Origin of the sequence: Paraburkholderia sp. JPY419, from assembly GCF_050435705.1 — a bacterium.
GTDB lineage: Bacteria > Pseudomonadota > Gammaproteobacteria > Burkholderiales > Burkholderiaceae > Paraburkholderia > Paraburkholderia youngii.
On record NZ_JBNDKV010000002.1, the window covers coordinates 1,973,329 to 1,995,370 of the forward strand.

General features: G+C 61.4%; 19 protein-coding genes and 1 pseudogene. All 20 read left to right on the forward strand.

Annotation, left to right across the window (positions count from 1 at the left end; all coding sequences use genetic code 11):
- Nucleotides 1-173: 173 nt before the first annotated feature.
- The 20 genes and pseudogenes from QFZ91_RS15130 to atpA all read left to right on the forward strand — a co-directional run bounded on the left by QFZ91_RS15130 (nt 174) and on the right by atpA (nt 21,958).
- The gene (locus QFZ91_RS15130) at nt 174-953 is read left to right on the forward strand and encodes an ABC transporter ATP-binding protein (protein ID WP_018418872.1); all 780 of its coding nucleotides are present in this window, start codon (nt 174-176) and stop codon (nt 951-953) included.
- Nucleotides 950-1,708 (forward strand): ABC transporter ATP-binding protein, encoded by a 759-nt coding sequence (locus tag QFZ91_RS15135; RefSeq protein WP_429567692.1) that lies wholly within the window; start codon nt 950-952, stop codon nt 1,706-1,708. The genes QFZ91_RS15130 and QFZ91_RS15135 overlap by 4 nt, the downstream gene beginning before the upstream one ends.
- Before the next feature lie 62 nt (nt 1,709-1,770).
- Nucleotides 1,771-2,985 (forward strand): ABC transporter substrate-binding protein, encoded by a 1,215-nt coding sequence (locus tag QFZ91_RS15140; RefSeq protein ID WP_429567693.1) that lies wholly within the window; start codon nt 1,771-1,773, stop codon nt 2,983-2,985.
- Nucleotides 2,986-3,179: 194 nt separating this feature from the next.
- Nucleotides 3,180-4,064 carry a branched-chain amino acid ABC transporter permease gene (locus QFZ91_RS15145; protein WP_176109917.1) on the forward strand — a complete coding sequence of 295 codons (885 nt, stop codon included), beginning with the start codon at nt 3,180-3,182 and terminating at the stop codon, nt 4,062-4,064.
- A complete protein-coding gene (locus tag QFZ91_RS15150) occupies nt 4,064-5,035 on the forward strand; it encodes a branched-chain amino acid ABC transporter permease (RefSeq protein WP_429568650.1) in 972 nt (323 codons plus the stop codon). The genes QFZ91_RS15145 and QFZ91_RS15150 overlap by 1 nt, the downstream gene beginning before the upstream one ends.
- Before the next feature lie 558 nt (nt 5,036-5,593).
- Nucleotides 5,594-6,760: an ABC transporter substrate-binding protein gene (locus tag QFZ91_RS15155; RefSeq protein ID WP_429567694.1), complete on the forward strand. Its 1,167-nt coding sequence runs from the start codon at nt 5,594-5,596 to the stop codon at nt 6,758-6,760.
- Between the two features lie 379 nt (nt 6,761-7,139).
- Nucleotides 7,140-8,300, forward strand: coding sequence for an ABC transporter substrate-binding protein (locus QFZ91_RS15160; RefSeq protein ID WP_429567695.1), 1,161 nt, complete (start codon nt 7,140-7,142; stop codon nt 8,298-8,300).
- A 220-nt stretch (nt 8,301-8,520) separates the two neighbouring features.
- Nucleotides 8,521-9,577: pseudogene (locus QFZ91_RS15165) on the forward strand (branched-chain amino acid ABC transporter permease).
- Nucleotides 9,578-9,581: 4 nt separating this feature from the next.
- Entirely contained in the window at nt 9,582-11,366 is a 1,785-nt protein-coding gene (locus tag QFZ91_RS15170) for an ATP-binding cassette domain-containing protein (protein ID WP_429567696.1), read from the forward strand.
- The gene (locus tag QFZ91_RS15175; RefSeq protein ID WP_429567697.1) at nt 11,366-12,142 is read left to right on the forward strand and encodes an ABC transporter ATP-binding protein; all 777 of its coding nucleotides are present in this window, start codon (nt 11,366-11,368) and stop codon (nt 12,140-12,142) included. The genes QFZ91_RS15170 and QFZ91_RS15175 overlap by 1 nt, the downstream gene beginning before the upstream one ends.
- 176 nt (nt 12,143-12,318) lie before the next feature.
- Nucleotides 12,319-14,277 carry a tRNA uridine-5-carboxymethylaminomethyl(34) synthesis enzyme MnmG gene (mnmG, locus tag QFZ91_RS15180; protein ID WP_429567698.1) on the forward strand — a complete coding sequence of 653 codons (1,959 nt, stop codon included), beginning with the start codon at nt 12,319-12,321 and terminating at the stop codon, nt 14,275-14,277.
- Entirely contained in the window at nt 14,274-14,957 is a 684-nt protein-coding gene (rsmG, locus tag QFZ91_RS15185; protein WP_429567699.1) for a 16S rRNA (guanine(527)-N(7))-methyltransferase RsmG, read from the forward strand. The genes mnmG and rsmG overlap by 4 nt, the downstream gene beginning before the upstream one ends.
- Nucleotides 14,958-15,026: 69 nt before the next feature.
- Complete coding sequence (locus QFZ91_RS15190; RefSeq protein WP_429567700.1) at nt 15,027-15,818, forward strand: ParA family protein; 792 nt, start codon at nt 15,027-15,029, stop codon at nt 15,816-15,818.
- An 18-nt stretch (nt 15,819-15,836) separates the two neighbouring features.
- Nucleotides 15,837-16,724: a ParB/RepB/Spo0J family partition protein gene (locus QFZ91_RS15195; protein WP_129956626.1), complete on the forward strand. Its 888-nt coding sequence runs from the start codon at nt 15,837-15,839 to the stop codon at nt 16,722-16,724.
- Between the two features lie 574 nt (nt 16,725-17,298).
- A complete protein-coding gene (locus QFZ91_RS15200) occupies nt 17,299-17,844 on the forward strand; it encodes an ATP synthase subunit I (RefSeq protein WP_429567701.1) in 546 nt (181 codons plus the stop codon).
- Between the two features lie 165 nt (nt 17,845-18,009).
- On the forward strand, nt 18,010-18,861 hold the full coding sequence (gene atpB, locus QFZ91_RS15205) for a F0F1 ATP synthase subunit A (protein ID WP_013090956.1): 852 nt from the start codon (nt 18,010-18,012) through the stop codon (nt 18,859-18,861).
- Nucleotides 18,862-18,941: 80 nt separating this feature from the next.
- Nucleotides 18,942-19,211, forward strand: coding sequence for a F0F1 ATP synthase subunit C (gene atpE / locus QFZ91_RS15210; RefSeq protein WP_007180033.1), 270 nt, complete (start codon nt 18,942-18,944; stop codon nt 19,209-19,211).
- Between the two features lie 136 nt (nt 19,212-19,347).
- Nucleotides 19,348-19,818 carry a F0F1 ATP synthase subunit B gene (locus QFZ91_RS15215; protein WP_176125381.1) on the forward strand — a complete coding sequence of 157 codons (471 nt, stop codon included), beginning with the start codon at nt 19,348-19,350 and terminating at the stop codon, nt 19,816-19,818.
- 2 nt (nt 19,819-19,820) lie between these two features.
- Nucleotides 19,821-20,360 (forward strand): F0F1 ATP synthase subunit delta, encoded by a 540-nt coding sequence (locus tag QFZ91_RS15220; protein ID WP_176125382.1) that lies wholly within the window; start codon nt 19,821-19,823, stop codon nt 20,358-20,360.
- Between the two features lie 56 nt (nt 20,361-20,416).
- Nucleotides 20,417-21,958: a F0F1 ATP synthase subunit alpha gene (gene atpA, locus QFZ91_RS15225; protein ID WP_018432453.1), complete on the forward strand. Its 1,542-nt coding sequence runs from the start codon at nt 20,417-20,419 to the stop codon at nt 21,956-21,958.
- Nucleotides 21,959-22,042 lie beyond the last annotated feature (84 nt).

Below are 22,042 nucleotides of genomic sequence, written 5' to 3' on the forward strand. Positions count from 1 at the left end.
GCTGCATCATTGGGGCGACAATGGCAGCCATGCTGCGTGCCGCGCCATGGATCACCGTTCGTATTGGTGCAGCACGCCAACGAGCGGCAAGGGGTGCCGCCAAAATAACAAGTCGCGCAGAACTTCGCGCGGAAAGATCGTAGTGCTTCGCCTTACTGCGTATGGAAGGGAACATGATTCTCGGCGATACGATTCTCGAAACGCGCGGCCTCACCCGCGAGTTCAAAGGCTTTGTCGCCGTGAACGGCGTCAACCTGCGCGTGCGCCGTGGCTCGATCCATGCGCTGATCGGGCCCAATGGAGCGGGCAAGACCACCTGCTTCAATCTGCTCACCAAATTCCTCGAACCCACCGCGGGCCAGATCGTTTTCAACGGTGTCGATATCACCGGCGAACGTCCGGCGCAGATCGCGCGGCGCGGCATCATCCGGTCGTTCCAGATTTCCGCCGTATTTCCGCATCTGACGGCATTGCAGAATGTGCGCATCGGGTTGCAGCGCTCGCTCGGCACCGCGTTTCACTTCTGGAAGAGCGAGCGTACGTTGCGGCGTCTGAACGATCGCGCGATGGATCTGCTGACTCAGGTAGGCCTGACCGATTTCGCCGATGTGTTGACGGTGGAGCTCGCCTACGGCCGCAAGCGCGCGCTCGAAATCGCGACCACGCTCGCGATGGAGCCCGAACTAATGCTGCTCGACGAGCCGACGCAAGGCATGGGTCATGAGGACGTCGACCGCGTGACTGCGTTGATCAAGAAAGTATCGGCGGGCCGCACGATCCTGATGGTCGAACACAACATGAATGTGATCGCCGGGATCTCCGACACGATCACCGTGCTGCAACGGGGTGAAGTGCTCGCCGAGGGCAGCTACGCGGAAGTGTCGAAGAATCCGCTCGTGATGCAAGCCTACATGGGCAGCGCCGACGCGGCGCTCGCCGGAGCCCACGCATGAATACGACGGTCGAGCGCGAAGGCCTCGAAGCGAACGAAACGAAAAGCGGCGCACCCGCGCTGGAAATTGCGGGACTGCAAGCCTGGTACGGGGAATCCCATATTCTGCACGGCGTCGATCTGTCGGTCGGCCGTGGCGAGGTCGTGACGCTGCTCGGGCGCAATGGCGCGGGCCGCACCACGACGCTGCGCGCGATCATGGGTCTCACGGGCCGCCGTACCGGCTCGATCCGGATCGATGGACGCGAAACGATTGGCCTGCCCACGCATCGCATCGCGCATTGCGGCATCGGCTATTGCCCCGAAGAGCGCGGTATTTTTTCGAGTCTGTCGTGCGAGGAAAATCTGCTGCTGCCGCCGCCCGTCGGCGACGAGGCGCACATGATGTCGCTCGAGGAAATCTATGCGATGTTCCCGAATCTGCACGAGCGGCGCATGAGCCAGGGCACGCGGCTCTCGGGCGGCGAACAGCAGATGCTCGCGGTCGCGCGGATTCTGCGCACCGGCGCGAATCTGCTGCTGCTCGACGAAATCTCGGAGGGGCTCGCGCCCGTGATCGTGCAGGCGCTCGCACGGATGATCATCACGTTGAAGGCGCGCGGCTACACGATCGTGATGGTCGAGCAGAACTTCCGCTTCGCGGCGCCGCTCTCGGATCGTTTCTATGTGATGGAGCACGGCATGATCGTCGAGCATTTCGGGGCTAGCGAGCTCGAAGGCAAGATGCCGGTGCTGCACGATTTGCTGGGCGTATAGACACGGACACGCACGCGCCCGACTGCCTCTGACAACCACAAGCGAAGAACCAGGAGACATGCATGAAAAAGAACCCACTCGCGCGAATTGCCTCACTCTGCTTCGCGGTCGCCGCCGGCGCCGCACTGACGCTGGGCAGCGCGCAAGCGGCCGACGATGCCGTGAAAATCGGCTTTATCACGGATCTGTCGGGACTGTACGCGGATATCGACGGGCAGGGCGGTCTTGAAGCGATCCGGATGGCGGTCGCCGACTTCGGCGGCAAGGTCAACGGCAAGCCGATCACGGTGCTGTACGCGGATCACCAGAACAAGGCGGACATCGCGGCGTCGCGCGCTCGCGAGTGGTTCGACCGCGATGGCGTCGACGCGGTGATCGGCGGCACCAACTCGGCGACCGCTCTGTCGACGAACACTGTCGCGGGCGAGAAGCACAAGGTCTACATCAACGTCGGCGCGGGCGCAGATACGCTGACCAACGAGCAATGCACGCCGTACACGATCCACTACGCATACGACACCACCGCGCTCGCAAACGGCACGGGCTCGGCGGTTACGAAGCAGGGTGGCAAGACGTGGTACTTCCTGACCGCCGACTACGCGTTCGGGAAGGCGCTCGAAAAAGCGACCTCGGACGTCGTGAAGGCGAATGGCGGTCAGGTGCTCGGCTCGGTGCGTCATCCGCTGTCGGCGTCGGACTTCTCGTCGTTCCTGTTGCAGGCGCAGGCGTCGAAGGCGCAGATCCTCGGCCTCGCGAATGCGGGCGGGGACACGATCAACTCGATCAAGGCCGCGAAGGAATTCGGCATCACCAAGACGACGAAGCTCGCTGCGCTGCTGATGTTCATCAACGACGTGCACAGCCTCGGTCTCGACACGACGCAGGGTCTCGTGTTGACCGACAGCTGGTACTGGAACAAGGACGCCGACACGCGCAAGTGGTCGCAGCGCTACTTCGACAAGATGAAGAAGATGCCGTCGAGCCTGCAGGCTGCCGACTACTCGGCGGCGATGAACTATCTGAAGGCGGTCCAGGCGGTGGGCTCGACCGATCCGGACAAGGTGATGGCGCAACTGCGCAAGACGAAGATCGACGACTTCTACGCGAAGGGCTACATCCGTCAGGACGGCAGCATGATCCACGACATGTACCTGATGCAGGTGAAGACGCCGGCCGAATCGAAGGAGCCGTGGGACTACTACAAGATCATGGCGACGATTCCGGGCGATCAGGCCTTCACGACCAAGGCGCAGACTCGCTGCGCGATGTGGAAGTAAGCACGGGGGGAGGGCAGGATGCGGTCGGGGACCGCGCCGACCTGAGAGAACCGCCGGCGCAGCAGGGGTACGCGCTGGCGGGTAACCGTTTCAGATGCCGCACGTGATGGGCAGCGTCGCGGCACGTCGCGTGCCGGCCGGATCGTGCGTTACCTATCTCACCTTGACGATGGCTTGAAGGGCTAAGGGCTTCAATGGACATCTTTGGCGTTCCGCTGCCGGCGATGCTGAGCCAGCTTCTGCTCGGGCTCGTGAACGGCTCGTTCTACGCGATTCTGAGCCTCGGGCTGGCTGTGATTTTCGGCCTGCTCAACGTGATCAACTTCGCGCATGGCGCACTGTTCATGCTCGGCGCGATGCTCGCGTGGATGGGGCTGTCGTATTTCAATCTGCCGTACTGGGTGATGCTCGTGCTCGCGCCGCTGATCGTCGGACTCGTCGGCGTCGCGATCGAGCGCTCGATGCTGCGCTGGCTTTACAAGCTCGATCATCTGTATGGCCTGTTGCTGACGTTCGGCATCACGCTCGTGATCGAAGGCGTGTTCCATTCGATCTACGGCTCGTCGGGCCAGCCGTACGACGTGCCGTCGGCGCTGTCGGGTGCGACCAATCTCGGCTTCATGTATCTGCCGAACTATCGCGCGTGGGTGGTCGTCGCGTCGTTGATCGTGTGCTTCGTGACATGGTTCGTGATCGAGAAGACACGGCTTGGCGCGTATCTGCGAGCGGGCACCGAAAACCCCAAGCTCGTCGAGGCATTCGGCGTCAACGTGCCGCTGATGATCACGCTGACCTACGGCTTCGGCGTCGCGCTCGCGGCGTTTGCCGGCGTGCTCGCCGCGCCGGTGATTCAGGTCTCGCCGCTGATGGGCCAGCCGATGATCATCACGGTGTTCGCGGTGGTCGTGATCGGCGGCATGGGTTCGATCATGGGCTCGATTCTGACCGGCCTGATGCTCGGCGTAGTCGAAGGACTGACGCGTGTGTACTACCCCGAGGCGTCGGCGACCGTCGTCTTCGTGATCATGGCGCTCGTGTTGCTCGTGCGTCCGGCGGGTCTTTTCGGCAGGGAAAAATGATGCAGAGAAAAGTGCTCTACGGTCTGCTGCTGATCGTGCTGCTCGCGGTGCCGGTGCTCGGCATCTATCCGCTCTTCGTGATGAAGGTGCTGTGCTTCGCGCTGTTCGCGGCCGCCTTCAATCTGCTGATCGGCTACACGGGCTTGCTGTCCTTCGGCCATGCGATGTTTCTCGCGTCGGCCGGTTACGTTACCGGCTATGCGATGCAGACGCTCGGCTTTTCGCCTGAGATGGGCGTGCTGAGCGGCACCGCGGCGGCCACGCTGCTTGGCCTCGTCGTTGGCTTCTTCGCGATTCGCCGTCAAGGCATCTACTTCGCGATGGTGACGCTCGCGCTCGCGCAGATGGTCTACTTCGTGTTCCTGCAAGCGCCATTCACGCACGGCGAAGACGGTCTGCAAGGCGTGCCGCGCGGAAAGCTGTTCGGCCTGTTGAGTCTTTCGTCCGATGTCGCGCTGTATTTCGTCGTGCTCGCGGTGATCGTCCTGGCGTTCCTGCTGATCGTCCGGATCGTGCATTCGCCGTTCGGGCAGGTGCTCGTCGCGATCAAGGAAAACGAGCCGCGTGCGGTGTCGCTCGGCTACGATACCGACCGTTTCAAGCTGCTCGCCTTCATTCTGTCGGCCGGCATCGCGGGTCTCGCGGGTTCGCTGAAGGTGCTCGTGCAAGGCTTCGAAACGCTGAGCGATGCCTATTGGACGATGTCCGGCCTCGTGATCCTGATGACGCTGGTGGGCGGCATGGGCACGCTGTTCGGGCCGCTGCTCGGCGCCGCACTGATCGTGTCGCTCGAAGACCGGCTCGGCGATATCGGCTCGGCGCTCGCGTCGATGACCGGCGTCGAGTGGTTTCGCTCGCTCGGCGAATCGGTGACGATCGTCACGGGGCTGATTTTCATCGCGTGTGTGTTGGCGTTCCGGCGCGGCATCGTCGGTGAGATCGTTGCGCGAGTGCGACCGTTGCGGGCTTGAGATTGGCTGCCTGATCCCGCTCGGGAGGGCGCGTGCTTGATGCAGTGCGATACGTGATTGCTTCGACCTCCGATCTAATTGCGGCTTGTGCTGAAGGTCCGCTGGATCAGGGCTGTGGGCCAAACTGTGGCTAACCTTGTGATGAAATGGGCATAACACGCCCCAATCCGGTGCCGCAGTGCACCACTAGGGTAATTGCTAGTTGTGACTGTTGGGGTCGTCGTTTAATCTTCATCCAGTTCTGATGCACCACGAATTTGCAGGTGGAGAACGAGGAGACAATTGAGGCACTAAGTGCCCAGAAGAAAGCGCTGTTGGATTGATATCCAACAGCGCTTTTTCATTTGTGTTTTTCGAATTACTTGATGCGATCTCCCGCTTATTTCGCGCGCCATTTTTTATTCCTCGGCAGCCGCTGCAGCTAAACATCACAAGCCTTCGAAATGCTTGCAGCAGGGCACTTGCGTCCGCTAAACTCGCTATTCACCGACCACTGGGTTGGCAATTAAATCCGTGGATTTAATTGCAATTGAATAACGGATTTAATAGAGGAGCAGGATGAAGTCGGCATTGCGTTGGATCAGCGCGGCATTGGTCGCCACCGGGGTTTCGGCTGCATGGAGCGGCCATGCATTCGCGGACGTGAAAATCGGCGTCACCGTGTCGGCAACAGGGCCGGCCGCATCGCTCGGTATTCCGGAAAAAAACACCATTGCGCTGCTGCCGAAAGAAGTAGCGGGCCAGAAGATCGACTACATCGTCCTCGACGACGCAACCGATTCCACCCAGGCGGTCAAGAACGCCCGCAAGCTCACGAGCGAAGACAACGTCGATGCATTGATCGGCTCGACCGTCGTGCCAAATTCGCTCGCCATGATCGACATTGCCGCCGAAACCTCCACGCCGATGATTTCGCTGGCCGCGGCTGCGGGCATCGTCGAACCGATGGACGCGAAACGCGCATGGGTCTTCAAGACACCGCAAAACGACATTCTGATGGCCACGGCGATCGCGCAGCACATGGCCAATCACGGCGTGAAAACGGTCGCGTTCATCGGCTTTTCCGACGCGTACGGCGAGAGCTGGTTCAAGGAATTCAGCAAAGCCGCTGACCTCGCGAAGATCAGGATCGTCGCGAACGAGCGCTTCGCGCGCAACGACGCGTCGGTCACGGGCCAGGTGCTGAAGATGATGTCGCAGAATCCGGACGCGGTGCTGATCGCCGGCGCGGGAACGCCGGCCGCATTGCCGCAGAAAACGCTGAAGGAGCGCGGCTACAAGGGCAAGTACTATCAGACGCACGGCGTCGCGAACAACGACTTCCTGCGCGTGTGCGGCAAGGATTGCGAAGGCACGTGGCTGCCCGCCGGCCCGCTGCTGGTCGCCGAGCAATTGCCCGAGGCGAATCCGGTGAAGAAAAGCGCGCTCGCGTACAAGCATGCGTATGAAACGGCGTACGGCGCGGGTTCCGTGTCGACGTTCGGTGGTCATGCGTGGGACGCGGGTCTGCTGCTGCAGCGTGCGATCCCGCTCGCGTTGAAGAAGGGACAACCGGGCACGCCGGCATTCCGCGACGCGCTGCGTGCCGCAGTCGAAGGCACGAAAGATGTACCCGCGTCACACGGCATCTTCAACATGAGCGCGAACGACCACGCGGGACTCGACCAGCGGGCGCGCGTGATGGTGCAGATCGTCGACGGCAAGTGGAAGCTGGCCGGCGACTGAGCGAAGGCTCTGCGCCACGGGACCTCATCGAAAAAGACGCGTGCAGTAGACGCGTCTTTTTTGTTACCCGGGCGAGGTGTCCGCAGCGCTTAAAAGTGTGGTTTCGGTGCTTCAGGACAAACCCGCATTTAGCGCACGCTCTCTTGACCGTCGATAATGCAGAACGCAAGCTACTAACATATTAGTGGTTTATGAAAGTCTGGTTGGAATCGAGCCGCGGCAAAGAAACGCGGCGTGTACCCGACAAAGCGGGGAAGGTATGCGCGCCGAGCAGGGAAAACCATGCTTGGCACACCTGAACTCGCTCACTAGATTCAGACACCCGGCCCAGCAAGCCGGCTTATAGATAGGCGCTTTTGAAGGCGTTTGGAGACTCGCAATGAAAAAGACAAGGCATTGGGTACGCACCGGCATCGCGATGGCGCTGATGTGCGGCGCGGGGGCGGCATTCGCGCAGGTGAAGATCGGCGTCACGTTGTCGACGACGGGGCCGGCCGCGTCGCTCGGAATTCCTGAGAAGAACACGATCGCGTTGTTGCCGAAGGAGATCGGCGGCAAGAGCGTGCAATACATCATCCTCGACGACGGGTCGGACACCAGCAAGGCCGTGCAGAACACGCGCAAGCTGATCGACGAAGACCACGTCGACGCGATCATCGGCTCGACCGTCACGCCGAATTCGCTCGCGATGCTCGATCCGGCCGCTGAGGGCAAGACGCCGGTGATCTCGCTCGCGGCGTCGGCAGCGATCATTCAGCCGATGGATGCGAAGCGCGCATGGGCGTTCAAGCCGCCTCAGAACGACAGCCTGATGGCCGACGCAATCGCCGATTACATGCAGCACCACGGCGTGAAGACGGTCGGCTTCATCGGTTTCTCGGACGCCTATGGCGACAGCTGGAACTCGACGTTCGAGGCCGTTGCGAAAGCGCACAACCTGAAGATCGTGTCGAACGAGCGCTTTAACCGCACTGACGCTTCGGTGACGGGCCAGGTGCTGAAGACGATGGGCGCGAATCCCGACGCGGTGCTGATCGCGGGCTCGGGTACGCCGTCGGCGCTGCCGGCCAAGACGCTGAAGGAGCGTGGCTACAAGGGCAAGATCTATCAGACGCACGGTGTCGCGAACAACGACTTCCTGCGTGTATGCGGCAAGGATTGCGAAGGCGAACTGCTGCCGGCTGGTCCGATTCTCGTCGTCGATCAATTGCCGGATTCGAACCCGGTGAAGAAGTCGTCGGAAGCCTATAAGAACGCCTATGAGAAGGCTTATGGCGCGGGTTCGGTCGCGACCTTCGGCGGTCACGCATGGGATGCCGGCCAGATGTTGCAGGCCGCGATTCCGGTCGCGCTGAAGACCGCACAGCCGGGTACGCCCGAGTTCCGCGTGGCGCTGCGCAACGCGCTCGAAAACATCAAGGAGCTGCCGGTGTCGCACGGCATCATGAACACCACCGCGAACGACCACAACGGCCTCGACCAGCGCGCGCGCGTGATCGTGCAGATCGTCGACGGCAAGTGGAAGCTGCAGAACGACTGAGACGATTTACAAAAACAACTAGCGGTACGCGCCTCTCGCGCAATCTGCGGTGCATGACGCCGCATTGCCATTGTGGTCGACGACAATGGCATCGACCGCCGCGCCGCGACCCGGCGCGGCGGTTGTCTTTTCAGACATTGCAGATCGATGGCCGGCTACGCGCCGCGCCGTCACGACTGTTTCCCGATTTTTCGATTTCGACGCTTCAGGACGAGGAAGTATGGATCTATCAATTGCGGCGATCCTCGCGCAAGACGGCATCACGACCGGCGCGATCTACGCGCTGCTCGCGCTTGCGCTGGTGCTGGTGTTCTCCGTCACGCGGGTGATCTTCATCCCGCAAGGGGAGTTCGTTACGTACGGCGCGTTGACGCTCGCCGCACTGCAAACGCAGGAAGTTTCCTGCCACCTGCTGGCTGTTGATGGCGATGGGCGCAGCATGCTTCGTCGTCGAGACGGTGGCCGTATTGCGGCATGCTGAGCGGCGTCGTCATGCGGCGCGCACGCTGCCTTTGCTGGCAGGGAAGTACCTGCTGTTTCCGATTGCGGTCTACGCGCTCACGCGCGGCATCTTCCTGCAGCCGCTGCCGATGATCGTGCAGATCGCGCTGACGCTGCTGATCGTGATCCCGATGGGTCCGTTCGTTTATCGCCTTGCCTATGAGCCGATCGCGGAGGCGGCCACGCTGCTGCTGTTGATCGTCGCGGTGGCCGTGCATTTCGCGATGGTCGGTCTCGGCCTCGTGATGTTCGGCGCCGAAGGCTCGCGCACCAACGCGTTTTCCGATGCGACGTTCAACGTGGGCACGTTGTCGATCTCCGGGCAGAGCCTGTGGGTGATCGGCACCGCGGCCGTGCTGATCGGTGCGCTGTATCTGTATTTCGATCGCTCGATCTCGGGCAAGGCGTTGCGCGCGACGTCGGTGAACCGGCTCGGCGCACGGCTCGTCGGTATCGGCACGACGCAGGCGGGACGCCTCGCGTTCACGCTGGCGGCTGGACTCGGCGCACTGTGCGGCATCCTCGTCGCGCCGCTCACGACGATCTACTACGACTCGGGCTTCCTGATCGGTTTGAAGGGCTTCGTGGGCGCGATCATCGGCGGTCTGGTCAGCTATCCGCTCGCGGCGGCCGGCTCGATTCTCGTCGGTCTGCTGGAGTCGTATTCGTCGTTTTGGGCCAGTGCTTATAAGGAAGTGATCGTGTTCACGCTAATCATCCCGGTGCTGCTGTGGCGCAGTCTTGCGAGCCCGCATGCCGAAGAGGAAGGGGAGTGACACGATGAAACGGATCATGCAAAAGAAGTTCTTCTGGTTGTTCCTCGTGGTGCTGTTCGCTTTGCCGGTTCTGCCGCAACCGATTCATGTGCCGGAGTACTGGGTCACGCTGCTGAACTACATCGGTCTCTATTCGATCGTTGCGATCGGCCTCGTGCTGCTGACCGGTATCGGCGGCATGACGAGCTTCGGGCAGGCCGCGTTCGTGGGCATCGGCGCTTATGCAACCGCGTATCTGACGACGAACTTCGGCGTGTCGCCGTGGCTAGCACTGATCGCGGGCGTGATCGTGACTGCGCTGGTCGCGCTGATGCTCGGTCTCGTGACGATGCGCCTGTCCGGCCACTTCCTGCCGCTCGGCACGATTGCGTGGGGGCTCGCGCTGTTCTACCTGTTCGGCAACCTGGAGATGCTCGGCAAGTACGACGGCATCAACGGCATCCCCGTGCTGAATGTTTTTGGGATCAACCTCGAGTCCGGCCGCCATATCTATTACCTGATCTGGGTTGTCGTGCTCGGTTCGGTCGTTTCTGTTCAGAATCTGCTTAATAGCCGTCCGGGTCGCGCAATTCGGGCGCTGCGCGGCGGTGGTCTGATGGCCGAGGCAATGGGTGTCAATACCGGTTGGATGCGCGTCGTGATCTTCGTCTATGCGGCGGTGCTTGCGTCGGTATCGGGCTTTCTGTACGCGCACTTGCAGCGCGCGGTGAATCCGACGCCGTTCGGGCTGAATCACGGGATCGAGTTTCTGTTCATGGCGGTGGTGGGCGGTGTCTCGCACGTCTGGGGCGCGGTGCTTGGCGCGGCAATCCTCACGGTGCTGCAGGATTATCTACAGACGCTGCTGCCGAAACTGCTCGGCGAGAACGGCAACTTCGAAGTTATCGTGTTCGGCATCATCATGGTGCTGCTGCTGCAGTATGCCCGGCAGGGCGTGTGGCCGTTCGTCGCACGCTTTTTTCCGCGTGGCCCGCGGGCGCATCTCGCAGACCACGCGGTTCCTCTGCCGCAGCGCAACAAGCCGCAGGCCGGCGAAGACCTGCTGACGGTGAACAAGGCGCGCAAGCAGTTCGGCGGCCTCGTCGCCGTGAACGATGTCAGCTTCGAAGTCAAAGCGGGGCAGATCATCGGGCTAATCGGACCGAATGGCGCGGGTAAGTCGACCACGTTCAATCTGGTGACCGGCGTGCTGCAGGCGACGAGCGGCGAGATCACGTTCCGCGGCGAGCGCATCGATGCGCTGAGTTCACGGGAAATCGTCAAGCGTGGTATCGGCCGGACCTTCCAGCACGTAAAGCTGTTGCCGGGCATGACCGTGCTCGAGAACGTCGCGATCGGCGCGCATCTGCGAGGCCATGCAGGTGTGTGGCGCAGTGTCGTGCGGCTGAACAGCTCGGAAGAGGCGCGGCTGATGGCCGAAGCCGCTCGGCAGATCCGCCGCGTCGGCCTCGAACAGCATATGTATGACGAAGCGGGCAGCCTGGCGCTCGGTCAACAGCGGATTCTCGAAATTGCGCGCGCGTTGTGCTGCGATCCGACTCTGCTATTGCTCGACGAACCGGCAGCTGGTCTGCGCTATCAGGAAAAGCTGCAGCTCGCCGATCTGCTGCGCAAGCTAAAGACGGAAGGGATGAGCGTGCTGCTCGTCGAGCACGACATGGATTTTGTGATGAATCTGACGGACCGGCTCGTGGTGATGGAGTTCGGCACGCGAATCGCTGAAGGTCTGCCGCAGGAAGTGCAGCAGGATCCGGCGGTGCTCGAAGCGTATCTCGGTGGGGTGGAATGATGGACAACATGACAACGACCGGCGTGGCGGCCGCCGGACCGATTCTCGAAGTGGACCATCTGTCGGTCCGTTACGGCAAGGTCGAGGCGCTGCACAATGCGGCGATCAAGGTGCGGGCGGGGCAGATCGTCTCCGTGATCGGTCCGAACGGCGCGGGGAAGTCGACGCTGCTGAATGCAATCATGGGCGCGTTGCCGACGTCTGGTCATGCGAAAGGCGCGGTTTCCTATCAGGGAGAGGACGTCAGCGCGATGCCGGTGGAAAAGCGGGTCGCACTGGGTATGTGTTTGGTGCCGGAGAAGCGCGAGCTTTTCGCTTCGATGACCGTCGAGGACAACCTGCTGCTTGGAGCTTACCGACGCAAGCGGGCAGGAGAGCGCAACTTTCTCGATCAGCTGGAGCCGGTGTTCGAACTGTTCCCACGGCTGAAGGAGCGGCGCAAGCAGGCGGCGGGCACGCTTTCGGGCGGCGAACGGCAGATGCTCGCGGTCGGCCGCGCGCTGATGGGCAAGCCCGATCTGCTGATGCTGGACGAGCCAAGCCTCGGTCTCGCGCCGCTGATCGTGAAGGAAATCTTCCACATCATCAGCGCGTTGCGGCAGACGGGCGTCGCGACGCTACTGATCGAGCAGAATGCGCGCGCCGCATTGCAAATCTCGGACTACGGCTATGTGCTGGAAACCGGTGAGCTGGCGCTGGAAGGACCAGCGACCGACCTCGCGCAGAATCCTCGGGTGATCGAAACCTATCTCGGCCTGGCTAAAAAGGCCGCATAAACGCGCGCTTTTTTCGGCGATCGCTGTGTTTGAAGGCGGTGTGTTTCACGTGAAACACGCCGCTTTTTTATTGTTTCACCATTCAGACGAAATTCGGGCCGAAACTTAACCCGTTATAATTCGCCCATACATTTTCCTTTGAAGGCTCACGCGACGATCTGGCGTGAGATCCCGCGATGCTTTTTCCCACAGAATTTGACGTAATCGTCGTCGGCGGCGGTCATGCCGGCACCGAAGCCGCTTTGGCGTCGGCGCGCATGGGCAATAGAACGCTGCTTTTGACCCATAACATCGAAACCCTTGGTCAGATGAGCTGCAATCCGTCGATTGGCGGCATCGGCAAAGGCCATCTGGTCAAGGAGGTCGATGCGCTCGGCGGCGCCATGGCGGCTGCCACCGACGAAAGCGGCATCCAGTTCCGTATCCTGAATTCGTCGAAAGGGCCGGCGGTGCGCGCGACGCGCGCTCAGGCCGACCGCGTCCTGTACAAGGCGGCGATCCGCCGTCGTCTGGAGAACCAGCCGAATCTGTGGTTGTTTCAGCAGGCCGTCGACGATCTAATGGTCGAGGGCGACCGCGTGGTCGGCGCTGTCACGCAAGTGGGTATTCGTTTCCGATCGCGCGCGGTGGTGCTGACGGCTGGCACGTTCCTCGACGGCAAGATCCATGTGGGCTTGAACAACTACACCGGCGGCCGCGCCGGTGACCCCGCCGCGGTCTCGCTGTCGGCTCGGCTGAAAGAGCTGAAGCTGCCGCAGGGCCGCCTGAAGACGGGTACGCCGCCGCGGATCGACGGTCGCACGATCGACTATTCGCAACTCGAAGAGCAACCGGGCGATCTGGACCCGGTGCCGGTGTTCTCGTTTCTCGGGCGCGTCGAGCAGCACCCGCGCCAGGTGCCCTGCTGGGTCACGCATACGAATCAACGGACACACGACATCATTCGCGGCGGTCTCGACCGTTCGCCGATGTACACGGGTGTGATCGAAGGGGTGGGGCCACGCTATTGCCCGTCGATCGAGGACAAGATTCACCGGTTTGCGTCGAAGGAATCGCATCAGATCTATCTCGAGCCGGAGGGTCTGACCACTAACGAGTTCTATCCGAACGGGATCTCGACGAGCCTGCCGTTCGACGTGCAGCTCGAGTTGGTGCGATCGATGCGCGGTCTGGAGCATGCCCATATCCTGCGACCCGGCTATGCGATCGAGTACGACTATTTCGATCCGCGTGGGCTGAAGGCATCGCTGGAAACCAAGGTGATCAGTGGGCTGTTCTTCGCGGGGCAGATCAACGGTACGACTGGCTATGAAGAGGCGGCAGCGCAGGGCGTTCTGGCCGGCATCAACGCCGGTCTGTTCGTGCAAGGCAAGGAAGCATGGTGCCCGCGGCGCGACCAGGCTTATCTCGGCGTCCTCGTCGACGATCTGGTCACACGTGGGGTGTCCGAGCCGTACCGGATGTTCACGAGCCGTGCGGAGTACCGTCTGAGCTTGCGCGAGGACAATGCCGACATGCGGTTGACGGAGATGGGGCGCGAGCTCGGTGTAGTCGATGACGCCCGCTGGGACGCCTTCAGTCGCAAGCGTGACGCTGTTTCACGTGAAACACAGCGCTTGCGTTCAACTTGGGTCAATCCTAAGACCTTATCCGCGGAACAAGCCACCGCATTGCTCGGCAAGCCGATCGACCACGAATACAGTCTCGCGGACCTGCTGCGTCGTCCGGGTGTCAGCTACGACGGCGTCTGCGCGCTGCGCGATGGCACTTGTGGCGCGCCTGAAGCACTAGCGGAAGACCCCGTGCTGCTCGCGCAGATTAAGGAGCAGATCGAAATCGGCGTCAAATATCAAGGCTATATCGACCGACAGGCCGGTGAGATCGAACGCAACGAGGCGCAAGAGAATACCCGTCTGCCCGAAGGGCTGGACTACACCGAGGTGCGTGGACTGTCGTTCGAAGCCCGCCAGAAGCTGATGCAGTTCCGGCCGGAAACGATCGGCCAGGCGTCGCGTATTTCGGGCATCACGCCTGCCGCGATCTCGCTGCTGATGGTCCATCTGAAGCGTGGCCTCGGGCGTCGCCCGTCGAAACCTGCCGAGCCCGGCGCCGACAGCGCGCCGGTGGTGCAATGACGGCAGCGCAAAGGGGAATCGACCAGCAGGCCTTGGCGTCATTGCTCGCGGACGGTGTCCGTGAACTTGGCCTCGAACTCAGCGACGTGCAGCAGCGCAAGCTGCTCGATTACGTCGCGCTGCTCGCGAAGTGGAACAGCGTCTACAACCTGACGGCAATCCGCGATCCACGGCAGATGCTGATTCAGCACATCCTCGATTCGCTGTCGATCGTGCCGCATTTGGCGCCGCGCGGACCGTCGTCATTGCTCGACGTGGGCTCGGGCGGTGGCATGCCGGGCATCGTGCTCGCGATCGTGCTACCCGATTGGACCGTCACGACGAACGACATCGTTCATAAAAAGACGGCATTTCAAGCGCAGGCAAAGGCCGAACTGGGTCTCGCGAACCTGTCGGTCGTGACCGGCCGGGTGGAGACGCTGCAGCCTGGCGCCGAAGTACCGGCAAAGTTCGACGTAATTGTCTCGCGCGCATTCGCAGAACTCGCGGATTTCGTTACACTGGCCCGTCATCTGGTTGCGGAGCAGGGCGCGATCTGGGCGATGAAGGGTGTGCGGCCGGATGCCGAAATCGCGCGTCTACCGGCGGGTGCCCACGTAGAACAGATCATCCGGCTGAACGTGCCGTCGCTCGACGCCGAACGGCACCTGATTGAGGTGCGAGTGGGCAGCGAAAGCTAACGGCCACGCGGCCTCCAGGCACCCCAACGATTTTCACTTCATCCAAGCAGCAAAAGGGACACACCAACGATGGCAAAAATCTTCTGCGTTGCGAACCAGAAGGGCGGTGTCGGCAAGACGACCACCGCAGTCAATCTGGCCGCGAGCCTGGCAGCGCAGGGACAGCGAGTCCTTCTCATTGATCTGGACCCGCAAGGCAACGCCACGATGGGCAGCGGTATCGACAAAGCCGAATGTGCGAACACGGTCTACGAGGTGCTCGTGGACAGCGTGGCGGTGGCCGATGCGCGCGTGCGGCCCGAGGCGATCGGATACGACGTGCTGCCCGCGAACCGTGAGCTCGCGGGCGCCGAGGTCGAGCTCGTCGGCATGCAGAATCGCGAGCGTCAACTTAGGACGGCGCTCGCTGCGGTCGAGGGCGAGTACGATTTCGTGCTGATCGATTGCCCGCCGGCTCTGTCGCTGCTGACGCTCAACGGACTATGCGCCGCGCACGGCGTCGTCATTCCGATGCAGTGCGAATACTTCGCGCTCGAAGGGCTGTCCGACCTCGTCAATACGATCAAGCAGGTGCACGCGAACCTGAATCGCGACCTCAAGGTGATCGGTCTGCTGCGCGTGATGTTCGATCCGCGCATCACGTTGCAACAGCAAGTCTCGGATCAATTGAAAGAGCACTTCGGCGACAAGGTGTTCGACGCGGTGATTCCACGCAATGTGCGATTGGCCGAGGCACCTAGCTACGGGCTGCCCGGTGTGGTGTTCGACAGGGCGTCGCGAGGCGCGCAGGCGTACGTGCAGTTCGGCGTCGAAATGATTGAGCGGGTGCGCGCGCTGAATGACGCGCCCCAGGCATCGTAAGCGGATCGAGGAAGCACGATGAACGCAGTAGCAAGAAAGAAGGGACTGGGCCGCGGTCTGGAGGCATTACTCGGCGGCACCGCGGATATCACCGAAGCAGCGGTGATCGACGGTGCGCCGAACGTACTGCCGCTCGGCAAGATGCAGGCTGGCAAATACCAGCCGCGTACGCGCATGGACGAAGGTGCGCTGCAGGAACTCGCAGCAAGCATCCGCGCGCAAGGGCTGATGCAGCCGATTCTCGTGCGTCCGATCGCGGCGGATCGCTACGAGATCATCGCAGGCGAGCGGCGTTTTCGCGCAGCGCGACTCGCGGGCCTCGATGAGGTGCCGGTGCTCGTGAAGGACGTGCCCGATCAGGCCGCCGCGGCGATGGCGCTGATTGAGAACATCCAGCGCGAGGATCTGAATCCGCTCGAAGAGGCTCAGGGCATCCAGCGCCTGCTGGACGAATTCAATTTCACGCATGAGCAGGCGGCAGAGTCGGTGGGCCGTTCGCGCAGCGCGGTGTCGAACCTCCTGCGGCTGCTGAATCTCGCGACACCGGTACAGACGATGTTGCTCGCCGGCGATCTCGATATGGGTCACGCTCGCGCGCTGCTCGCGGTCGATGCCGCGACGCAGATCACGCTGGCCAATCAGGTCGTCAACAAGCGCTTGTCTGTGCGCGAGACCGAAAAGCTGGTCGCGATGACCACGAAAGTGACGCCGGCGGTCAAGGCGCGCGCGAACCCGGATGGCGGCCGCGACACGCGACGGCTAGAAGAGGAACTGTCGGACCTGTTGTCGGCGACGGTGAAAATCAAGCTCGGTCGACGCGGTCGCGGCCAGGTGCTGGTGGACTTTGGCGATCTCGACGCGTTGGAAGGCATTCTTGTCCGCTTGCGCGGGAACGCGAACGTCTGAGCGCAGAATGGCGCTTAGCAGCGAAGGGTGGTGAACGGCTGGCGGCTGTGCATGAGCACTGCCGCGAGTTGGTTTACCTTCAGTGCGAGCAACTATCGTGGATTCCAAACAAACGATGCAAAAATAATCAGGAATCCTAGTTTCAAGCCTTCGACATCGACGCGGTAATCATCCTTACGAGCCGCCATCGCAAAGCGGCTCGATCATCATGAAAATCGCGGCGATTGTGGCCCAGTTGAATTGAACCGCCGTCCCGTTTGGCCCTTAAAAAAGCGGCGTTTGTTGCATTTTCGAGACGTCCGTCGCAGCGTCGAAACGGCCTGCCAAAGAGCTTCGATCCACGCGACTACCCCCACGGATTTTGCCGCCCCCCGTCCACCTTACATTTGACGTGATTCGCGTCGTTAGCATATGTTTTACCGCATCGTGAAGGTACGTTTCACGCCGTTATAGGTTGGCCTAAAGTCTTGAATTGCCTGCAACTATCGCTTACAATCGCCCGGATTTAATTGCACGGCAACCCCGTAAGCGCTGCGTAAACTCGCGGGCTGAACGAGACTTTCGGAACATTGGGATGGCGGTTAAAACGTCGAATCTGTCGCCGGAAAATGGTGACGACAGACACCGCGCTGAACGCTCCGCACCCGAGACGTCCGCCAGTCGGCAGTTCGACCCGGCCGAAGCGTGGGATGACGCGCAGGAAGATAACAATATCGTTCCGCTCACGCGGGCCGAGGCGGAAAAGCTGTTTGGTCCCGGCGTGGGTCGTCCATCGCGCGTGACACCGTTCAGGGTTGTCGCAGCGCAAATGGTTTTGTCCCTGGTTGCAACGCTGTTGTGGTGGCTGTTCTACAAGCCGCCGGGCGCTGCTGCGCTGTCAGCGTTCCTGGGGGGAGCGATCTGCTGGGTGCCGGGTGCGTTGTTCGCGGCGCGACTGGAAAAGCTGAGCGGCGCCGAGACCGTGATGAGTTGGATCATCGGCGAAGCATTAAAGATGGAGACAACGATTGCGATGTTTGTCGCAATCGCCTTCTGGTATCACGACGTACGTTGGATTCCGCTGCTGGTGACCTACCTCATCGCGCTGAAGACTTACTGGATCGCCTTGGCGTGGCGCTAAGGTAGCAGCACAAAAAATAGCAGCAAAAAGAATTTAAGGCCGGCGCGAAGCGCCGGCACGGGTGTGCGGACGAGACAGGGCCCGCACCCGGCGCGTTCCCGCAATACGGTATTTTAGTGGGAACGGCCTAGAACGATTTTCGACAATTTGGGTGGCTTTAACGATATGGCAGCTAGCGAAGGCACGCGCGCAATGGATCCGTCCGAGTACATCGCGCACCACTTGCAGAACTTTTCCACCGCACACCAGACGTCGATTTTCGACATCCATGTGTGGAATCTCGACACCCTTTTCTGGTCGATCGTGTGCGGTCTCGTCACGATCCTCGTGCTGCATCTGGCAGCCCGCAAGGCGACGTCCGGGGTGCCGGGCCGCTTCCAATGCGCGATCGAAATGCTGGTCGAAATGGTCGAGGATCAATCGAAGGCCATGATCCACGGCTCGCGCACCTTCATCGCGCCGCTCGCGCTGACGGTGTTCGTCTGGGTCGCGCTGATGAACTCGCTCGACTTTATCCCCGTCGACCTGCCGGGTCGCTTGATCGGCTGGCTGGGCCTCTCCGAAGTCATTCCGCACCACCGCCTCGTGCCGACCGCCGACCTGAACGGCACGATCGGCATCGCACTCGGCGTGTTCGTGCTGATGATTTACTACAACTTCAAGATCAAGGGCGCTGGCGGCTTCGTGCATGAACTGCTGTCCGCTCCGTTCGGCGCGCATCCGCTGCTGTGGATCCCGAACCTGGCACTGAACATCATCGAGTTCGTCGCGAAGACGGTGTCGCTCGGCATGCGGCTATTCGGCAACATGTACGCGGGGGAACTGTTGTTCCTGCTGATTGCCCTGCTCGGCAGCATCTGGAGCTTCGGCGCGGACACGACGGTGCTTGGCTTCATCGGCCACGTGGTCGCCGGCACAGTGTGGTCAATCTTCCACATCCTGATCGTTCTGCTGCAGGCGTTCATTTTCATGATGCTGACGCTGGTGTACATCGGCCAGGCACACGACGCGCACTAACCCGCGTTGTCGGCAAAGACTCGTAGTTTTTAAATCCCAGTTCCAACCAGTTCTAAAAGACTTTTCACAAAGGAGTGATCATGCAAGCTTTCATCGCCAACATCCAGGGTCTGACCGCCATCGGTATCGGCATCATCATCGGCCTGGGTGCTATCGGCGCCTGTATCGGTATCGGTCTGATGGGCGGCAAGTACATCGAAGCATGTGCCCGTCAGCCGGAACTGATGAACCCGCTGCAAACCAAGATGTTCCTGCTGGCTGGTCTGATCGATGCGGCGTTCCTGATTGGCGTTGGTGTGGCAATGCTGTTTGCGTTCGCGAACCCGCTGCTCTCGAAGCTGGCCGGCTGAGGTTCCTCGGAGGTTTGCGCTTGAGCTATAACAAGTAAAGGCGCAGGGCGGAACGGGTACTGGGGCGCTGATCGAGCAGAATCGATGAGCGCCTTGCCGTTTCACTTTCCGAACAAGCAACGTTTAAGGAAACACCGTGAATCTCAACGCAACCCTGTTTGCGCAAATGGTCGTGTTCCTGATCCTCGCGTGGTTCACGATGAAATTCGTGTGGCCGCCGCTGATCAACGCCCTCGACGAGCGCGCGAAAAAGATCGCCGACGGTCTGTCCGCCGCGGAAAAGGGCAAGCAGGAACTCGAAGCCGCTCATAAGCGCGTCGACCAGGAACTGGCTCAGGCTCGCAACGATGGCCAGCAACGCATCGCCGACGCTGAAAAGCGCGCTGTCGCAGTCGCCGACGAAATCAAAGCTCAGGCGCAGGCGGAAGCCGCCCGCATCATCGCGCAGGCGAAGGCCGAAGCGGACCAGCAAGTCGTGAAAGCGCGCGAAGCGCTGCGTGGCGAAGTCGCTGCACTCGCTGTGAAGGGCGCTGAACAGATCCTGAAGCGCGAAGTCGACCAGGCAGCTCACGCTGACCTGCTGAATCAACTGAAAGCCGAGCTCTGATCATGGCCGAACTTGCAACCATCGCCCGTCCGTACGCGGAAGCGCTGTTTGGCGTGGCCGAAGCTGGTGACATCGCCGCCTGGTCCACGCTCGTGCAGGAGCTGGCACAGGTTGCGCGTCTGCCCGATGTGCTGTCGATCGCCTCGAGCCCGAAAGTGAGCCGCGCCCAGGTTAGCGATCTGCTGCTGGCTGCGGTCAAGTCGCCGCTCAAGGACAACGCGCAAGCGAAGAATCTGGTGCAGATGCTGGTGGACAACCATCGCCTGCAGCTGCTGCCTGAAATCGCCTCGCAGTTCGAAGAGTTGAAGAACGCCCGCGAAGGCGCGGCAGATGTGCTGATCGTCAGCGCATTCCCGCTCGAAGGTGCGCAGTTGAACGAACTCGTCGCAAGCCTCGAACGCAAGTTCAAGCGCAAGCTGAAGCCGACGGTCGAAATCGATCAGTCGCTGATCGGCGGCGTACGCGTGACGGTCGGCGACGAAGTGCTCGATACCTCGGTCCGCGCGCGGCTCGCCAGGATGCAAACGGCCCTGACGGCCTGAAGCGCTTCGCGCTTTAGCGGCTGGCACGCAACAGAATTGACTATCAGGAGCGAATAATGCAACTCAATCCCTCTGAGATCAGCGAGCTGATCAAGAGCCGGATCCAGGGCCTTGAAGCGAGCGCAGACGTTCGCAACCAGGGCACCGTGATCTCCGTGACCGACGGTATCGTGCGTATCCACGGTCTGTCGGAAGTGATGCAGGGCGAAATGCTCGAATTCCCGGGTAACACCTTCGGTCTGGCGCTGAACCTCGAGCGCGACTCGGTCGGCGCCGTGATTCTGGGTGAATACGAACACATTTCGGAAGGCGATATCGTCAAGACGACGGGCCGCATTCTCGAAGTGCCGGTTGGTCCGGAACTGCTCGGCCGTGTGGTCGACGCGCTCGGCAACCCGATCGATGGCAAGGGCCCGCTCAACGCGAAGATGACCGACGCAATCGAAAAGATTGCACCGGGCGTGATCTGGCGTAAGTCGGTTTCGGAACCGGTCCAAACCGGTCTGAAGTCGATCGACTCGATGGTGCCGATCGGCCGTGGCCAGCGTGAGCTGATCATCGGCGACCGTCAGTGCGGCAAGACCGCAGTCGCAGTCGACGCGATCATCAACCAGAAGGGCAAGAACCTCGTCTGTATCTACGTCGCGATCGGCCAGAAGGCTTCGTCGATCATGAACGTGGTGCGCAAGCTCGAAGAATCGGGCGCGCTCGAATACACGATCGTCGTCGCCGCTTCGGCTTCGGATTCGGCCGCAATGCAATACCTCGCGCCGTACGCCGGTTGCACGATGGGCGAATACTTCCGCGATCGCGGCCAGGACGCGCTGATCGTTTATGACGACTTGACCAAGCAGGCTTGGGCATACCGTCAGATCTCCCTGCTGCTGCGCCGCCCGCCGGGCCGTGAAGCTTACCCGGGTGACGTGTTCTATCTGCACTCGCGTCTGCTCGAGCGTGCTGCTCGCGTCTCGGAAGAGTACGTCGAGAAGTTCACCAACGGTGAAGTGAAGGGCAAGAGCGGTTCGCTGACGGCACTGCCGGTCATCGAAACGCAGGCAGGCGACGTGACCGCATTCGTTCCGACGAACGTGATCTCGATTACCGACGGCCAGATCTTCCTTGAAACCGACCTCTTCAACGCTGGTATCCGCCCGGCAATTAACGCTGGCGTGTCGGTGTCGCGTGTGGGTGGTGCGGCTCAGACGAAGGTCGTGAAGAAGCTGTCGGGCGGTATCCGTACCGACCTCGCGCAGTACCGTGAACTCGCTGCGTTCGCGCAGTTCGCATCGGACCTCGACGAAGCGACCCGCAAGCAGCTAGAGCGCGGCCGCCGCGTGACGGAACTGCTGAAGCAGCCGCAGTATCAGCCGCTGCAAGTGTGGGAACTGGCTGTGTCGCTGTTCGCAGCGAACAACGGCTATCTCGACGACCTCGAAGTTGCCCAAGTCCTGCCGTTCGAGAAGGGCCTGCGCGATCACCTGAAGTCGAGCCATGCTGACCTGGTCAAGCGTATCGAAGATACCAAGGAACTCTCGAAGGACGACGAAGGCCTGCTGCACACGGCAGTCAAAGACTTCAAGAAGTCCGGCGCGTATTGATCCGCGAGTGATCCGCAAGGCATAAACGGACCTTGAAGCGGCGCGGGCCGCATGCGAATGCTCCCGCGCTGCTTCGGCCGCTTT

Bases quoted from the DNA above. Each gene is read 5' to 3' on its own strand.
- QFZ91_RS15195 (WP_129956626.1), top strand. From the start codon at position 15,837: ATGAACGCAGTAGCAAGAAAGAAGGGACTGGGCCGCGGTCTGGAGGCA.
- mnmG (WP_429567698.1), top strand. From the start codon at position 12,319: ATGCTTTTTCCCACAGAATTTGACGTAATCGTCGTCGGCGGCGGTCAT.
- QFZ91_RS15145 (WP_176109917.1), top strand. From the start codon at position 3,180: ATGGACATCTTTGGCGTTCCGCTGCCGGCGATGCTGAGCCAGCTTCTG.
- QFZ91_RS15220 (WP_176125382.1), top strand. From the start codon at position 19,821: ATGGCCGAACTTGCAACCATCGCCCGTCCGTACGCGGAAGCGCTGTTT.
- QFZ91_RS15170 (WP_429567696.1), top strand. From the start codon at position 9,582: ATGAAACGGATCATGCAAAAGAAGTTCTTCTGGTTGTTCCTCGTGGTG.
- QFZ91_RS15135 (WP_429567692.1), top strand. From the start codon at position 950: ATGAATACGACGGTCGAGCGCGAAGGCCTCGAAGCGAACGAAACGAAA.
- atpA (WP_018432453.1), top strand. From the start codon at position 20,417: ATGCAACTCAATCCCTCTGAGATCAGCGAGCTGATCAAGAGCCGGATC.
- QFZ91_RS15200 (WP_429567701.1), top strand. From the start codon at position 17,299: ATGGCGGTTAAAACGTCGAATCTGTCGCCGGAAAATGGTGACGACAGA.
- QFZ91_RS15140 (WP_429567693.1), top strand. From the start codon at position 1,771: ATGAAAAAGAACCCACTCGCGCGAATTGCCTCACTCTGCTTCGCGGTC.
- QFZ91_RS15175 (WP_429567697.1), top strand. From the start codon at position 11,366: ATGGACAACATGACAACGACCGGCGTGGCGGCCGCCGGACCGATTCTC.
- QFZ91_RS15155 (WP_429567694.1), top strand. From the start codon at position 5,594: ATGAAGTCGGCATTGCGTTGGATCAGCGCGGCATTGGTCGCCACCGGG.
- atpE (WP_007180033.1), top strand. From the start codon at position 18,942: ATGCAAGCTTTCATCGCCAACATCCAGGGTCTGACCGCCATCGGTATC.
- QFZ91_RS15160 (WP_429567695.1), top strand. From the start codon at position 7,140: ATGAAAAAGACAAGGCATTGGGTACGCACCGGCATCGCGATGGCGCTG.
- QFZ91_RS15130 (WP_018418872.1), top strand. From the start codon at position 174: ATGATTCTCGGCGATACGATTCTCGAAACGCGCGGCCTCACCCGCGAG.
- QFZ91_RS15190 (WP_429567700.1), top strand. From the start codon at position 15,027: ATGGCAAAAATCTTCTGCGTTGCGAACCAGAAGGGCGGTGTCGGCAAG.
- atpB (WP_013090956.1), top strand. From the start codon at position 18,010: ATGGCAGCTAGCGAAGGCACGCGCGCAATGGATCCGTCCGAGTACATC.
- rsmG (WP_429567699.1), top strand. From the start codon at position 14,274: ATGACGGCAGCGCAAAGGGGAATCGACCAGCAGGCCTTGGCGTCATTG.
- QFZ91_RS15150 (WP_429568650.1), top strand. From the start codon at position 4,064: ATGCAGAGAAAAGTGCTCTACGGTCTGCTGCTGATCGTGCTGCTCGCG.